This window comes from Shewanella sp. S1-58-MNA-CIBAN-0166, from assembly GCF_040310085.1.
Lineage (GTDB): Bacteria > Pseudomonadota > Gammaproteobacteria > Enterobacterales > Shewanellaceae > Shewanella.
On sequence record NZ_JBEOPN010000001.1, the window covers coordinates 102829 to 119381 of the forward strand.

17 protein-coding genes are annotated in these 16553 nt (G+C 42.1%); 4 read left to right on the plus strand and 13 right to left on the minus strand.

Annotated features, from left to right (window positions below):
• Nucleotides 1-230: 230 nt before the first annotated feature.
• Nucleotides 231-2021: a flavocytochrome c gene (locus tag AAEY99_RS00455; protein WP_351008493.1), complete on the plus strand. Its 1791-nt coding sequence runs from the start codon at nt 231-233 to the stop codon at nt 2019-2021.
• A gap of 401 nt (nt 2022-2422) precedes the next feature.
• Nucleotides 2423-2848, plus strand: a complete 426-nt coding sequence (locus AAEY99_RS00460) for a VOC family protein (RefSeq protein ID WP_351008496.1) — start codon at nt 2423-2425, stop codon at nt 2846-2848.
• Nucleotides 2849-3177: 329 nt separating this feature from the next.
• Here the strand turns inward: AAEY99_RS00460 and AAEY99_RS00465 are convergent, their stop codons facing one another.
• Entirely contained in the window at nt 3178-3924 is a 747-nt protein-coding gene (locus AAEY99_RS00465) for a DUF1499 domain-containing protein (RefSeq protein ID WP_351008499.1), read from the minus strand.
• A gap of 190 nt (nt 3925-4114) precedes the next feature.
• Complete coding sequence (gene norR, locus AAEY99_RS00470) at nt 4115-5695, minus strand: nitric oxide reductase transcriptional regulator NorR (protein WP_162024036.1); 1581 nt, start codon at nt 5693-5695, stop codon at nt 4115-4117.
• A 187-nt stretch (nt 5696-5882) separates the two neighbouring features.
• Between norR and hmpA the strand changes: the two genes are divergently transcribed.
• Entirely contained in the window at nt 5883-7064 is a 1182-nt protein-coding gene (gene hmpA / locus AAEY99_RS00475; protein WP_182743785.1) for an NO-inducible flavohemoprotein, read from the plus strand.
• A 157-nt stretch (nt 7065-7221) separates the two neighbouring features.
• On the opposite strand, the gene AAEY99_RS00480 is transcribed toward hmpA, so the two are convergent.
• The 9 genes from AAEY99_RS00480 to AAEY99_RS00520 form a co-directional block, all read right to left on the minus strand.
• Complete coding sequence (locus tag AAEY99_RS00480; RefSeq protein WP_101084989.1) at nt 7222-8379, minus strand: PP2C family protein-serine/threonine phosphatase; 1158 nt, start codon at nt 8377-8379, stop codon at nt 7222-7224.
• Nucleotides 8380-8387: 8 nt separating this feature from the next.
• Nucleotides 8388-8963, minus strand: a complete 576-nt coding sequence (locus tag AAEY99_RS00485) for an MlaC/ttg2D family ABC transporter substrate-binding protein (protein ID WP_101084988.1) — start codon at nt 8961-8963, stop codon at nt 8388-8390.
• Entirely contained in the window at nt 8963-9412 is a 450-nt protein-coding gene (gene mlaD, locus AAEY99_RS00490) for an outer membrane lipid asymmetry maintenance protein MlaD (RefSeq protein WP_101084987.1), read from the minus strand. The genes AAEY99_RS00485 and mlaD overlap by 1 nt, the downstream gene beginning before the upstream one ends.
• A gap of 12 nt (nt 9413-9424) precedes the next feature.
• Nucleotides 9425-10219, minus strand: coding sequence for an MlaE family ABC transporter permease (locus AAEY99_RS00495; RefSeq protein ID WP_162024038.1), 795 nt, complete (start codon nt 10217-10219; stop codon nt 9425-9427).
• Nucleotides 10219-11016 carry an ABC transporter ATP-binding protein gene (locus AAEY99_RS00500; protein ID WP_101084985.1) on the minus strand — a complete coding sequence of 266 codons (798 nt, stop codon included), beginning with the start codon at nt 11014-11016 and terminating at the stop codon, nt 10219-10221. The genes AAEY99_RS00495 and AAEY99_RS00500 overlap by 1 nt, the downstream gene beginning before the upstream one ends.
• Nucleotides 11009-11338: an STAS domain-containing protein gene (locus AAEY99_RS00505; protein WP_011639120.1), complete on the minus strand. Its 330-nt coding sequence runs from the start codon at nt 11336-11338 to the stop codon at nt 11009-11011. Before AAEY99_RS00505 ends, AAEY99_RS00500 begins: the two co-directional genes overlap by 8 nt.
• A gap of 6 nt (nt 11339-11344) precedes the next feature.
• Complete coding sequence (locus AAEY99_RS00510) at nt 11345-11746, minus strand: ATP-binding protein (RefSeq protein ID WP_101084984.1); 402 nt, start codon at nt 11744-11746, stop codon at nt 11345-11347.
• Nucleotides 11747-11749: 3 nt separating this feature from the next.
• Nucleotides 11750-12547, minus strand: coding sequence for an MlaA family lipoprotein (locus AAEY99_RS00515; RefSeq protein WP_351008505.1), 798 nt, complete (start codon nt 12545-12547; stop codon nt 11750-11752).
• A 275-nt stretch (nt 12548-12822) separates the two neighbouring features.
• Nucleotides 12823-13041: a DUF6500 family protein gene (locus AAEY99_RS00520; RefSeq protein WP_162024040.1), complete on the minus strand. Its 219-nt coding sequence runs from the start codon at nt 13039-13041 to the stop codon at nt 12823-12825.
• 277 nt (nt 13042-13318) lie between these two features.
• Between AAEY99_RS00520 and AAEY99_RS00525 the strand changes: the two genes are divergently transcribed.
• Entirely contained in the window at nt 13319-14065 is a 747-nt protein-coding gene (locus AAEY99_RS00525) for a phosphatase (protein WP_351008508.1), read from the plus strand.
• Between the two features lie 163 nt (nt 14066-14228).
• On the opposite strand, the gene AAEY99_RS00530 is transcribed toward AAEY99_RS00525, so the two are convergent.
• Both AAEY99_RS00530 and AAEY99_RS00535 read right to left on the minus strand, forming a co-directional pair.
• Entirely contained in the window at nt 14229-14957 is a 729-nt protein-coding gene (locus AAEY99_RS00530; RefSeq protein ID WP_162024042.1) for a single-stranded DNA-binding protein, read from the minus strand.
• A 65-nt stretch (nt 14958-15022) separates the two neighbouring features.
• Entirely contained in the window at nt 15023-16390 is a 1368-nt protein-coding gene (locus tag AAEY99_RS00535) for an MFS transporter (RefSeq protein WP_101084979.1), read from the minus strand.
• Nucleotides 16391-16553: the final 163 nt, after the last annotated feature.

Sequence of the window (16553 nt, forward strand, 5' to 3'; positions counted from 1 at the left end):
ATTGAGTTGTCATTTCTGCCCTCTATTCTGGTTATCTTGTTGTTGATTGCGCCCCCTTAGGCAAAGATTACATTGAGCGAAAATAATAGCTGATCAACTCGATGCTAATTTGGACCGTATTTTTAAAGTGAAGTGAAGTGAAGTCAGTTTCACTTCAGCCTAACTAAAACAATAAGAGGCTTCTATCGTTAATGAATAAACCGTCATTACGTATAGAAGGGGGAGCAAAAATGAAAAAGATCAATCTTGCAGTCTGTATTGCTACATTAATGGGCACCGCAGGCCTAATGGGCAATGCTGTTGCCGCTGATAACTTAGCTGAATTCCATGTACAAAACCAAGAGTGTGATAGCTGTCATACACCAGACGGTGAACTGTCAAACGACAGCTTAACCTATGAAAATGCCCAATGTGTATCTTGCCATGGCACATTAGAGGAAGTCGCTGAAACCACAAAACATGAACATTATAATGCTCATGCTTCCCATTTCCCTGGCGAAGTAGCTTGTACCTCATGCCACAGCGCCCACGAAAAATCGATGGTGTACTGTGATTCTTGCCACAGCTTCGATTTCAACATGCCTTATGCTAAAAAATGGCTACGTGACGAACCTACTATTGCTGAATTGGCCAAAGATAAATCAGAACGTCAGGCTGCTCTTGCTAGCGCCCCACACGACACTGTTGACGTAGTGGTTGTCGGTTCTGGCGGCGCAGGTTTCTCTGCTGCAATATCTGCAACAGACAGTGGTGCTAAAGTCATTCTTATAGAGAAAGAGCCTGTTATTGGCGGTAATGCTAAGTTGGCTGCAGGTGGCATGAACGCTGCTTGGACTGATCAACAAAAAGCTAAAAAAATTACTGATAGCCCTGAGTTAATGTTCGAAGACACTATGAAAGGTGGCCAAAACATAAACGATCCTGCATTGGTTGAAGTGTTAACTTCGCACTCTAAAGGCTCTGTTGATTGGCTGACCGCGATGGGTGCCGATTTAACCGATGTAGGCATGATGGGCGGTGCATCTGTTAACCGTGCACACCGTCCAACTGGTGGTGCTGGTGTTGGTGCCCATGTCGTTCAAGTACTTTATGATAATGCAGTGAAACGCAATATCGACTTACGCATGAACACTCGCGGCATTGAAGTGCTTAAAGATGATAAAGGCACTGTTAAAGGTATTCTGGTTAAGGGTATGTACAAAGGTTACTACTGGGTGAAAGCCGATGCGGTAATATTAGCAACGGGTGGTTTTGCTAAAAATAATGAGCGTGTCGCTAAACTTGATCCTTCACTAAAAGGCTTTATCTCTACTAACCAACCTGGTGCAGTAGGTGATGGACTGGATGTGGCTGAAAATGCGGGTGGCGCATTGAAAGACATGCAGTATATCCAAGCTCACCCAACACTATCTGTTAAAGGTGGCGTAATGGTCACTGAAGCGGTACGCGGTAATGGTGCGATTTTGGTTAACCGCGAAGGTAAGCGTTTCGTTAACGAAATTACCACTCGTGATAAAGCGTCTGCCGCTATTTTAGCGCAAACCGGTAAATCAGCTTATTTGATTTTTGATGATTCTGTGCGTAAATCACTGTCAAAAATTGATAAGTATATTGGTTTAGGTGTTGCACCAACGGCAGATAGCCTAGTTAAATTAGGAAAAATGGAAGGTATTGACGGCAAAGCACTGACTGAAACCGTTGCGCGTTACAACAGCTTAGTGAGTAGCGGTAAAGACACTGATTTTGAGCGTCCAAACCTACCGCGCGCACTTAACGAAGGTAACTACTACGCAATCGAAGTCACACCTGGTGTTCACCACACTATGGGTGGCGTGATGATCGACACTAAAGCTGAAGTCATGAATGCTAAGAAGCAGGTTATCCCAGGCTTGTATGGTGCTGGTGAGGTGACTGGCGGTGTTCATGGTGCTAACCGCTTAGGTGGTAATGCCATTTCAGACATCATCACCTTCGGTCGCTTAGCGGGTGAAGAAGCTGCAAAATATTCTAAAAAGAACTAATCGATTTAGAATTCACTGACTCGCTAGTATCAGTAAGCCACAGTTCATTGCTGTGGCTTTTTTTATGCGTCTATATCTCCATACCTATCGAATTAACCTCAACTAGGAGTAGAGATGAGAATAGAATGATAAAGATATTAAGCTTAGTCATTAACCGCTCTCAAACTTGTCATTTGTTTTACTAACAAAACGAATTAACCCGTCAATAGCTGGCCTATTGCAAGTCTTCTCATGTAAAAAATAACGCAGTTAGCAAGGCAAAAGGCAGTTTGCGAGGCGTTTGTTATCCCGAGTTCTGGTTAATTAATGCATAATCGACGGCACAGTAAATTTGCATTAACTCACTAGCTAACTCAATGGCTAATTCACTGGCTAATTTACAACGCTATCAAAGGATAATAATGAAACAGTCTATAGTTCACATCTCGCTAGTGGTGAATGATTACGATGAAGCCATTGATTTTTATGTTAATAAATTGAAGTTTGATTTAATTGAAGACACCTATCAAGCAGAACAAGACAAACGCTGGGTTGTGGTGTCGCCTCCTGGGTCAAACGGAGTGTCGTTGTTGCTAGCTCGTGCATCTAAACCGGAGCAGCATGATTTTATTGGTAACCAAGCCGGCGGACGGGTTTTTCTTTTTTTGAATACCGACGATTTTTGGCGCGACTATAACCGCATGCAACTCGATGGGATTAAATTTGTGCGCCCACCTCAAGAGCAAGACTACGGCACAGTTGCGGTTTTTGAAGATCTGTACGGCAATCTTTGGGACTTACTGCAGTTAAATGATAAGCAGCCAATATCAATTAGAGCATCAATATAGCGCTGTTTGTTATGTATTTTTTGATAGCTTTTTAGGCAAGTAAAATACTGATGAAAAGCTTTATACACTTTCACATTAGGGCCATCAAGCGCGATACCGACTGATTGATGGCTACAAACAATGGCAGTTCTGCTAAAGAGCTAATTTAAAAAGCTGATTTAAAGTCAGAAATATCTCGCATCACAAAACTTAGCATAATAATCGTTAGCAGCTGTATCTTCGATTAAGCATTTAAGTTAATTAACCGTTTTGTCGTCATTAATAAAAAGGAGCATTTTATGCTCCTTTTTATTGGTTAAAACCTGCTGCATAATTTATTCAAGACCAGACTATTCAGAGAACCGCTGACTAAATTCTTGAATGCGTTTTGCGTTCACACCAGCATCGCCAATACCAATCCGCGACACGCTGCGTAAATCAATACGACTGCCCTGTTCTAGTGTAGACACGACGATAACGACATCATCTGCAAAATTGAAAAAAGGTGTTGTTGCCGTACTTTCAAAGCGCAGTGCTTTTGGGTCTTGAGCGACAATGGTCCAGCCCATGGCTTTAGCGACAGTTAATGCTTTTTCATAAGCCGCCTCTACCGATAAGTCTGACGCAATTGGTTGAATATTTGGAAAAGCTTGCAGTTGCTGCGCGGCAATCTCTTCTCCGCCATATACCAAACTATTTTTAGCGCCAACCCGGCTGTCAGTTAAAAACTCAAACTGCGGTGGTGATTGAGTGTTGGTAGTAATATCGTGAATAGGTGGATATTTCACTGGTTTGATAACCAACGCCATAATGCTTGGCGACAATATAGCTAAGCCCAGTAATAGCGCTATTGTAGAGGTTAATATGCCTTTGCCCTTAGCGTTACTGTCTTGCTTAATGGTAAAGCTGGTCACTAATGCCAGCACCGCAACCACCACCACTAAATAACCCAACAGGTTATTGTAATTACGACTGGCCATAAAGCCGACAATCGGGTCCCACAATCCCAGTGACGAGCCAAAAACCATCAAAGCAGCAATCGCGACTGCGACGATGGCAACCACCAACGAAATATGACCTACATAACCTTTTTGCATAACATTAATCCTTTAGGAAACTCTAATTAATCCAACTTCACTCAGTATATATAGACCAGAATTTTTCGGAATATATTACTGAAATAACAAAATATATTCTAATTAAACTCAAATCGTCATTACTGCAGAACGAGATGACTTCAGACGAGACAATTAGCCGCACACGTCACGGCTTCTTTGGATATCATTCTTAGTATGCCGCGTTAGGATCAAGCCCTAAACGACGCATGGTGCGGATTAAATTGCTTCTATCCAGCTGTAAACTTCTGGCAACAGCGGCTAAATTACCTCTTTCGGTCGCTAATACCGTCTGTATTATTTGTCGTTGGTACTCATCGGTTGAATCACGTAGTCCAAGGGTTAACACCTGCGATAATGCGGCTGCGACATTACTGTCGCTGATATTATCAACCTCGGCTATTGCTGGTGCTACTGTATGGCTCACAACAAACTCTGAACCGAGATGAACACGACTTATGTTAATGATACTGGCATGACGCCCTTGCTCGCTAATAGCCCTTAACGCAGCTCGACTGAGTAAGTGTTCTAACTCTCGCACATTGCCAGGCCAATGGTATTGGGTTAACTGATCAATGGCGGTTTGCTGTAACCTCAGTTTCGCGACGCCAAGCTGATGTTGGTTTTTTTCTAAAAAATAGCCAGCCAGTAAAATAACGTCTTTACCACGATCCCGTAATGGTGGCACAGGTAAAGGATACACACTCAAGCGATGATATAAGTCAGCCCTAAAGCGACCTTCTTTGACTTCTAACTGTAAATTACGGTTAGTAGCGGCAACAATTCTGACATCCACCACGATAATATTATCGCTGCCGACTCGTTGAATTTCACCGTTTTGCAACGCACGTAGTAACTTAGCTTGCACCGCAAGTGGTAACTCACCCACTTCATCTAAAAATAATGTCCCACCATCAGCCAATTCAAAGCGGCCGCGACGGTCACTTACCGCACCAGAATACGCGCCTTTTACATGACCAAATAATTCACTTTCGACGATGCTTTCTGGCAATGCAGCACAGTTAATTTGTACTAGTAGTTGCTCGCTGCGACGTGATTGCTGATGAATACTTTTGGCAACCAGCTCTTTACCCACGCCAGTTTCGCCAGTGATTAATACCGATAGATCGCTGGCTGCAACGGTATTTATCTCAGACAATAAATCCGTAATTGCGACACTGTTTCCAATAATACTCGACGGTCCAGCAGTCGCTAACATGCACTGCGCCACTTGATGATTACGTTCAACTTGCACTTCTAATGCTTCAATATGTTCACTGGTACTAATCGCAGCGGCCACAGCAGCAATATAAGCGCGGGTTTCGGTTGGGTTAAGCGCATCAAAGCTACCTGCTTTCATGGCGTCTAAGGTTAAAACGCCCCACGCTTTACCGTCGATATAAATGGTACTGCCCATGCAGTCATGCACGTGCAATTGTTCACTACCATCATCGACTAAACCGTCGTAGGGATCGGGCAGTGTTGAGTCGGCATCAAAGCGGGTAATATGTGGGTTAGCTAAAATTTGCTGTAAGCGTGGATGGTGGTTGATCGAAAACTGTCTAGCGAGGGCTTGTTGCTTTAGCCCTACAACAGCCACAGGGACTAAATGATCATGTTTAAGTTTCAACAAGGCCACTACGTCACATGGTATAGCGCGCTGAATCGCTAAAATCAGTCGTAAGTATCGTTCCGATTTTATCAGGTCACGATTTAAGTCTTCTACAATGTCGATAAAGGGAACAATATTCATAATATGTCAAATTAACCCAATTTAGGTTAATTTGACATATATATTGATCTAGGTCAAATTAACCCTTATGAAAATTATACCTGCTAAATCAGCTAGATAAATATTGGCGTGTTCTGTGCAATGTATGGGTAGACAAGGTAATTGATTGAAGCTTATCGCTATTTTACTCCCTAGAAGGAAATCATTAATGTTAGACACTGCAACTGTTCAAATTATTAAAGCCACCGTTCCGGCTCTGCAAATTTACGCTAATGACATCACCAGCCATTTTTATCCATTACTGTTTGCACAGCATCCAGAAGTATTACCATTTTTCAATCAAACTAACCAAGCCAAAGGCACTCAGCCTAAAGCACTGGCAAATGCGGTTATTGCTTACGGTGCCAATATTGATGAATTGGGCAATTTAAGTGATGCCGTTAGTAAAATCGTTCAAAAGCATGTTGCATTAGGCATTTTACCTGAACAATATGACGCTGTTGGCAGTTGTTTAATACAAGCCATTAAAGCCGTACTCGGTGATGCTGCAACAGACGAAGTGATTGATGCTTGGACCAAGGCTTACGGCCAATTAGCCAACATATTGATTGCGGCGGAAGAATCAATTTATACAGCTAAAGAGCATCAACAAGGTGGTTGGCGTGGCGAGCGTGACTTTATTTTAGTCAAACGTGTAGATGAAAGCTCAGTGATTACCTCATTCTACTTTCAACCTTTTGATAATAAAGGCTTACCAAACTTTGACGCTGGGCAATTTTTGACCTTAGTATTTGATGATATCGACGGTGTATCAATGCGTCGTAACTACAGTCTATCTGACGCGGCAGGCAAAGATTACTTAAGAATTAGCGTCAAGCGTGAACCTAATGGCGTGGTTTCAAATCACTTACATAACAATATTCAGTTAGGCGATAAAGTGAAATTACGTGCACCCAGTGGCGATTTCATCTTACGAAAAAACACCAAGCCGTTAATATTATTGACTGGCGGTGTCGGTATTACTCCTGCGATTAGTATGCTCAATACTGAAGCGGGTTCAGGACGCGATATTCGCTTTATTCATGCGGCCATAAATAGTGATGTCCATGCGTTTAAACACCATGTCGATCAACTTGCCTCAACACATGACCACATCAAACCTTTGTATGTTTACAGCCAGCCAGAACAACACTGCCAACCTCATGCCACTGGGTTTATTGATGCATCAATCATTGCAGAGCAACTCCCTGCAGACCGCGATGTAGAATTTTACCTGCTTGGCCCTACCGGTTTTATGAAAGCAGCATTGGCCATCGCCACCAGCTTAGGTGTACCAGAAAGCCAAATTCATTATGAATTCTTCGGCCCAGCTGAAGCATTAACCGCTTAATAGCCCAACAAACCAGTGAGATAAAAAAAGCCCTGAGCGGTAACTCAGGGCTTTTTAGTTATTGATAAAAAAGATTAAACCTGTGACTGGAGATGTCCTAGAACGGGATATCGTCATCCCAATCTTCATCTTCTCAATGATTAAATACTCAATTAGCTTAGATAAACTGGATTGCGCACATGGTCAAATCATCCTGAAACTCTGAAAAACCGCAAAACTGTTTCATTTGCTGCTCCAGATACTCCAGCATAGCTTCGGGTTCATCGGGTGCTGCGCTGATGGCTTTTTCTAAGCGATCGAAACCAAATAATTCTTTGTGGGCATTTTGCGTTTCGATGACCACATCGGTATACACAAATAAGATATCACCTACATCAACACTAACCCGGTAGGTATCCCAATTTTGCTCACGCAGTACCCCAATAGGAATGCCACCTTGATCTAAGGCAACCAGCCTGTTGGCTTTTTTCAAATAGGCGTGAGGATGGCCTGCATTAGCATAAATAAGTTCTTTCTCTTGGAAGTTATAACGCATTACTGTAGCGGTTAAAAAGCTGCCACGAGGCTTTTTAGTGAAAAAATGTTGATTGATATAATTAAGCACTTCAGAAGAACTACTGTTTAAATCTTTCGGTTCAAAGGTGCGTAAGATGGCATCTATCATGGCGGTTTCTACTGCCGCGGCAGGGCCGTGACCCGATACGTCAGCAATAATCATTCCGATATCACCCTGGACATCCGGGCGACTTTTACCAAGGTCGACAATGTCTAAATAATCACCACCAGCACCTTTCATCGCTTTATAGGTATAAGCCATTTTAACAGAGCTAAGTACGATACCTTTGTCTGGCAACATCAATTGCTGCAAGCGCGAAATTTCTTCTATCTCATCGCGGATCCACACCTGGGCAGCGTTAAGTTGTGATGACGCTTCGGAAAACTGGAAGCTTTTTAGCTGGTACAAAAGCCTAAAATACAACGAGCTAACATGATGCGATTCAGTTCCTGCAGGTAAATTAAGCAGAATAATACAGTCAAATAAGCTCGATTCTTTACCAAAAGGCAGCACCCAACACATTTTTCCATCGTCCTTTAGAGGCACAATTTCCGTAATACTGTGTTGTAACGACAATGCTTTAAATTGTTGATAGAGCCGGGTGTAATGCTCATCACACAAGGATGAAAAATTACAGCTGACTTGGCCATTTTTTTTAATTAAGTAATAATTAAACTCACTTAATGTGACTGCCAAATTGGTTTTAAACCATAAGGTTTCATCAATAATGCTGTTAGCTAATGCTCTATCAATATTCAAGGGTAACCTTACTTTTGGGCTAATTTAGCAGCAAGGGCTTCATTCAAACCAGTGACACCGCTTTTTTTCAAAGTACTTTTATAGTCGTTACTAAAGGTACGGATCATCGATAAACCTTCAGCAACAAAATCGTAAATTTTCCATTCATTATTACGTTGATAAAGCTGATATGAAACCGGAATGATATTTTCTTTGGTATGAATTTCAGTATCGACTGATGCATACACTTTTTTCTTGATTGTTTCATTGGTGTAATCAACCGTTTGATTATCATACTGTTCTAGCAACACAATATAGGTATCGACTAATACGCCTTTTAACAACACCATAAATTGACGTTTTTCGGTATCGCTTGCCTGTCTCCAATACTTACCTAACACTCGTTGTGCAGAGGCTTGTATGTCGACGTGTTTTTCAATCACATCACTGAGTGATTGTTTTTTCTGTTCGACTGACAAGGCGCTATTTGATGCGATACTAATGATATCTGTCACACCTAATTTAACGCGTTCTGTTGGTTCTTGTGCCGCCAAAGCTAGAGACGGCATCACTAGCATCATGATTAAAAAAATTATTGATTTCATTATTTATCCTGACTAAACATATATTTGCTTATTAACTCTTCGATGCTGATTGATGATTCTGTTTCAATAAACTCTTCACCATCTGCCATGTTTATTTCTGAACCACCGGTAGATATTTTAACAAATCTGTCGCCAATAATACCTGATGTACGAATAGAGGCTATCGAATCATCAGGTACGGTAATCGCATTATCTAATGATATTTTAACGACTGACTCATACGCTTTAGGGTCGTAATTAATCGATTGAATTAATCCAACACGTACACCTGACATTTCGACAAAGGCACCTTCTTTTAAACCTGAAGAATTTTCAAATTTAGCCACTAAGGTGTAGTTACCACTATTAGTGACCGATGCTCCACCAATGGTAATTGACATAAATACCAAGGCCCCAATCCCGAATAATACAAACAGGCCGACGAGAAAATTGACGTAATTGTTTTTCATTGAAACCTCTAGTTATAGCGCTAATGAGCTAACGATATAGTCACTAAATAACATAATAATTGCACTCATTACCACCGCCTGAGTGGTGCCATTGCTGACGCCTTCAGCGCCCATATTTTTTTGGTTTAAGTGTAAATAAAAGCCGTAATATAAAGGTATCCACATAATAAACAAACCAAATACCAGTGACTTTATTTGACCAACCAGCACATCTTTAAAGCTAATGGTATCCATTACACCTTGAATATATGCACCAGGACTTTCTCCTTGAATGTGTACTCCAACGATATAGCCACCGCCAATGCCCACCAAGTCAAAAACGGCCGTCAGCATGGGAACACAAAACAACGCCGCTAATAGTCTTGGCAGCATCACATAGCGGTAACTGTTAATCGCCATGCAATCAAGCGCATCAAATTGTTGCTCGTTACGCATAATACCAATTTCTGAACAGGTCGCAGAGCCAACTCGTGCTATTACCATTAATGCTGTCATCACCGGACCTAATTCTTTAATCAGGCTCAAGGCAACTGCCGAACCCAATAAATCCACTGAACCAAATCGCACTAAGGTATCGTAAAACTGCAGTGCCACAACCATACCGGTAAAGAGCGCCGCAACAATAATGACAATTAAAGACCGATTACCAATAAAATATATCTGCTTAATCACTTGCTTAAATGACACCAGCCCAGTGAATAGGCTGCTGACGATACGCATTAAAAATAATGTTGCTAGGCCAACACTTTCAATATTTTTACGCGTTGCGGCACCTAAGTTACTGACTGAATTAAACAAGGCATTCATTATTTTTCATCCTTATTTAACAAACGATTGAGATAAACCTCACCATCATCTCTGTAAGTGTTCGGTTGACGGTTGATCATGTTTTGAATGCGTTCATCTGGAGAGTTTTTAATCTCATCAACGGTGCCATTCGCCACCACTTCACCCGCAAACAATACCACCACGCGATCGGCAATTTTAAACACACTTTCTAACTCATGAGTGACCACCACGATAGTCATGTTCATGGCATCTCTCAAAGTGAGAATAAGCTCGTCAAGTTCAACTGCAGTTGTGGGATCAAGCCCTGCTGAAGGTTCATCAAAAAACAGTAATTTAGGGTCCATAATAACGGCCCTAGCCAGTCCTGCTCGTTTTAGCATGCCGCCTGATAATTCCGAAGGCATTAGATGGCCTGTTCCAGCCATGTTCATTAATTCAAGCTTCATCCGCACCATAATATCAATGGTTTGGGTATCCAACGAAGTGTTGTGCTCTAAAGGTAACCTGACATTATCTGCCACCGTTAATGAACTCAGTAGTGCGCCGCCTTGGAAAGCCACGCCCATTTTTTTGCGTAAGTTACGTAATTGCTTATTTTTAGCCGTAAAAATATTCACACCATCAATCATGATAGTGCCTGACGTAGGGGTTTTAAGCCCAAGCATATGGTTAAGCAAGGTACTTTTACCAGAACCAGATCCGCCCATCACCACCAGAATTTCGCCGGGGTTGACCTCTAAATTGACGTCTTTGAGTACATGGGTATCGCCATATTGGGCAAACAAATGCTCTACAGTAATGATAGGGTTAACCATTGTTACTCACAGCACTTACTGAATCAGCTAAGTTAAACACCGTGTTTAAACGGGTTAGTTGCAGTACTTGAAGCGGTGAACCATTGGCACCAACGATATGAAATTCAGTGTCATTTTCTCTGGCTTCATTGAAGGCCTCAACCAGTGAAGCCATGCCTGAGCTATCGATATATTGCAGGTGGGTGAAATCGACAATGATGTTATTTTTACTCTTAATTAACTTTATGATGTCGAGTTTGATACTGCGAGAGTTGCTCAGATCGACCTCGCCATAAAGCTTAACCACTTGGTAATTGTTATGTGTCTCAATTTCAATATTCATTTTATATCACTCAAATTTAACCGTCAGTTCTAACCAATTACCTTTGCCTTTATGTGGGATAAGTCTTACTTTTTCAGCCACATAATGAATGAGGCAAAGGCCTAATCCACCTGGTTTACATAAATTGTTTTCTGCCGGTATTAATTGCTTGTCAGTAATCTGCGAACACACATCTTTAATCACAAATAGCGCATGCTCATCATCACTGCTGACCACGATTTCTATACAGCCCTTTTTCGACATGTGATAACCATGACGAATAACATTGGCACAAGCCTCATCAACGGCTAATACGATTTCATTGACTTTACCTTCGCTAAAAGGAAAATCGCGGCATGCATCTACCACAAATTCGCGAATATTTTTTAATTCACTCGTACAAGATGAAAACGTTTTGATGTTTGACATTGGCTAGTCCGTTACCTTGTAATCAGTGTGATCGTCTGATTTGTCGTCTGCAGGTGCGTCATTTAATAGCTCATCATCTAATAGTTCGTCATCAAACTCTAGATCAAATTCGTCAGATTCAGTCTCAGCCACTTTACCGTCATTGACCAAGTGAGCATCTCGCTGCAAATAGACATCTTTAACATAGCCATAAGGATCTAACGATCCGTCTAATATGGGTTCATATTGCTTAAAATCAATCCGACTGTCTAAACCTTCCAACACAAACTTTCCGGCCCTTTGTTCAAACGACAGAATAGATAAGGGATACACAAAAACATCAACAAAATCGCCGACGGTATTACGTGCAGTACTGGCACCATAAACAGGCCACATAATAAACGGTCCATTGCCAATACCCCAAACACCAAAGGTTTGCGCAAATGTTTCTTCTTTTTTCACTAATCCCATATCGGTAGCAGGATCAAAAAGACCCACAAGGCCGATTGTGGAGTTGACGACAAAACGTAAAACACTGCTACCGCTGTCGGTCACTTTCCATTGTAAGAGGTTATTTACTGCGTAAAGAGGTTCACTTAGATTTGATAGCAGATTTGTCACACCTTGTCGGATCGGCTGAGGGACTGTTTCATAGCCTTCAGCTGCTGGTTTTAAAGCATATTTATCCATGACCTGGTAATTAAAGTCCCAGCTTTTTCGATTAACCGCTTCGAATGGATCACCCGCTGTTGAGGTGCTAGCGCAGCCACTAAAAAATAGTAAAGTGGCGCCAATAACTAACAGTCGACCAATTATTCCCACTCATTCCTCCGGCTTTTTTCAAAAAATATCTGCTAACTATATCGGTATTAAGCACGACATTTAATATCGTTAATGTCACTCAAGAGTGAAAATATAACATTAAAACGGTCAAAACTATTAGTACAATTTTGATTGATCGTTCAAAAACGACTTGTGTCATCTAAAAACCCGTTAAGCGATTAAGCTTAATCATTAAGGCATGACTTAATCTATATATCGGTTACTTATTGAATATTGGTCAGTATTGCTCCGCCGCACATAATTTATTCAGACTATTACAAGCCATTATGAATCATTTGTTTAATTTTGTGGGCCTTCACAAAATGATCCAATTGGTGTGTTTGAATCCACCATGTTGCCGCTTCCATCAGCAATTGAGGATTATCATTTTTGTTGGCAAAAAATGCATAAAATGACAAACCGACGTTATCGCCTTTCGCCGCAATTTTTTTATCACACACGGCAATAATTTTCGCTCTTAACTCATCTCTCATTATTCAGCCTCAACTCGGGTTAAGAAGTGGAATATATAAGGCAAAGTGACAACATTCGGCCTATTTCAGATCAAATGCCTTACAACATCGTTAATATCATGTGCGGCCGATTGGCTCACTACAAATGCCGGAAAACAGCCATGTATAACGCCAAGGCATCTTCGACAATATGCCCAATACCTGCTGCAAGTAATCAACAAAAGTGATCATAGAGAAAGCCCAGTTAACAGCGTAGACTTGATGCCTACTGTTTTTGATTCAGAGAACGAGACTCGCCATGAAATTCCTTGTTGATATTCACGCGCATACTATAGCGTCAACTCACGCTTATAGTACCTTCCATGATTACCTTTGTGTTGCGAAAGCCAAAGGTATCAAGTTATTCGCCATTACCGATCATGGCCCAGATATGGCTGATGCGCCCCATTTTTGGCACTTTGTAAATATGAGAGTGTTACCTAGAATTGTTGACGGTGTTGGCGTGCTGCGCGGCATTGAAGCGAATATCAAAAATGAACATGGCGAGATTGATTTTTTTGGTGATTATTTAAAGGAGCTCGATATTGTGTTGGCAGGGTTCCATGAACCCGTTTTCCCACCATCGACTAAAGAGGCTCACACTACAGCACTCATCAACTGTATTGAAAGTGGTAATGTCGACATTGTTACTCACCCAGGCAACCCTGCTTATCCGATCGATATTAAGCGCGTCGCCGCTGCCGCTGCCAAACATAACGTGGCACTAGAGATAAATAACTCCTCTTTTTTGACGTCGAGAAAAGGCAGTAAATGCAACTGTATTGAAATAGCTAATGCAGTAAAAGTAGCAGGTGGACTGCTCGTTATGGGTTCTGACTCGCATGTTGCTTTTAGCTTAGGCGAGTTTGAAAAAGCCATTGAGGTCATTGAAACAGTGGGGTTTCCAATTGAACGCTTACTGAACCGTAGCCCCGAAGCGTTGTTGAGCTTTCTGACGGCAAGAGGTCATAAGTCACTTGATGAATACTCTGTTTTAATTGAATAAAACATTTTATATCCTAAAACTGCCACAGTGATATTTACACCATAAAGATACTGCTGGCAGAGTCAGTCTCGTTGCTTCTCTAACGTAGAAAACAAAAAGGCCTGCAAAAGCAGGCCTTAAAAGTTTTAATCAACACATTGGATTATGTAATCTCTAGTGAAAATTAGAACGGAATATCGTCATCCCAGCCTTCATCTAAATCTGGAGTGAAGTTTTGTTGTGGCTGTGGTGCTGGACGCTGTGCAGGAGCATTTTGTGGTTGGAAATTACCCTGAGGTGCAGCGGCTGGCTTTGGTGCATAAGCAGGTGCAGCTTGTTGCGCTGGCGCAGATTGTTGCTGGTAACCACCACCTTGCTGGCCAGCATTAGGCTGAGCTTGGTAAGCTTCATTACCTGCAGCAGGCGCAGTTTGATTGTATTGCGCTTGTGGCTGACGAGCTTGAGGTGCTGGTGCAGGACGAGACTGTTGTTGTCCCATATTTTGTCCGGCGTTTTGCCCAGAGCTTTGACCTTGCCCTTGATACTGACCACCACCAGCATTATCACCTGAGTTGCGGCTGTCTAACATTTGCATTTCCATAGCGTTGATTTCAGTCTTATAACGGTCTTGACCGGTAGTCTGATCTTGCCACTTACTGGTTTGCAATTTGCCTTCTAAATAAACTTTAGAGCCTTTCTTTAAGTACTCGCCAGCAATTTCCGCAAGACGACGATACATAACAATGTTGTGCCACTCGGTACGTTCTTGCATTTGACCTTGTTGGTCTTTCCACGACTCACTTGTCGCTATAGTAAAGTTGGCAACAGCATTGCCGTTTGGCATGTAACGAACCTCAGGGTCTTTACCTAAGTTACCGACCAAAATCACTTTATTCACACCACGACTAGCCATCGAAATCTCCTGAGATTTTTATCTGTTTACTTTAACTGAATACTAAGCTGAATGATCTACACGATCTAATTCACAGAGCCTAACACAGCTCGCGCTTCGCTTAAATTGAATTTATCATCGACCTTTAAATAAGCCACTTTCTCTTCGAGCACCACAATGGCCTCTACAACACCGATTAACTGTGACAATTTACTGGCCATATCTTGTGCATCGCTTCTATCTTTTACTGTAGCTTCAAGCGTATAGCTTTTCAATAACACAGGCTTTTGCATGCCGAGGGTCAAAAATAACCACACACACATTAGCCCTAGCGCAACAAAAAACACCCCAGATGCGCCAACGAGCTGATAAGCTCCGCCGCCTAACATGCCGCCACAAAATGCGCCTAAAAATTGACTAGTTGAATACACGCCCATAGCCGAACCTTTATCGCCGACAGGACAAAACTTAGCAATCAAACTTGGCAATGATGCTTCAAGGTAATTAAAGCCGGTGAAAAATAGCACTACAGCCCCACTTAACACCCAAAGGTTATCGGCATACAGCCCCATCGCGGCAAGTGACACCATCATGATCATTAACGACAACTGGAACATGGTTTTGGTGTTGTTGCGTTTCACCCCAATGATAATTAACGGCACCATTAAGAAAAATGCACCAACAAAAGCGGGGAAGTACAGCATCCAATGCTTTTCTTTGACTAAACCGGCATCCACCAAATCGAGCGGCAATGCAACAAACACCGCGGTTAGCACTAAGTGCAGAATAAAAATACCTGCATCTAGGCGAAATAACTGCGGGTCTAACAACATACGCTTTAATTTTGTCGGAGTGGCGACCGTATCGCCTTTAGGCGCTTGGCTAATAGGATTGGGAACAAAAAACTGCACAATTAACATGCCCAATACTGCCAGAACTGCTGTTAATAAAAACAACCCCGTTAAGCCCATGTATTGCGCCACAATAGGCCCGACCAATAATGACAAGGCAAATGAAAAGCCAATACACATGCCGATAATCGCCATGACTTTAGTGCGTTGCTCGTCTCGAGTTAAATCGGCGGCAAGCGCTAACACGGCGGCAGCGATTGCGCCCATACCTTGGACTGCGCGACCAAACACCACCCCGTAAATGTGATCCGATGATGCGGCAATTAAACTACCAATGGCAAACAATACCAAGCCACCTAGAATAATCGGCTTACGTCCGTATTTGTCGGACAAAATGCCCATTGGGATCTGTAAAAAAGCCTGGGTTAATCCGTAAGCACCAATGGCAATACCCACCCATAGCGGTGAAAAGCCTTCAAGGTGCTGACCATACAGCGCGAAGACAGGCATAATCATAAACAATCCCATCATTCGTAAACCAAACACACTGGCTAACGAAAATGCGACCTTTTTCTCCATACCCGACAGTCCATTACTGGCCATGCTGTTGCCCTTCGATAAGTAATTCAACAATATTATAAGGTGCGCATATTATCACAGCGCCAGAAATTAGCTCAAAAGGAAATCACAGTTTTTGATATAAGGTGTTTTATCTGCGCATGTTAAACTTTAGCTGAGTTTTATGCGTACCATGAAACCAACATAG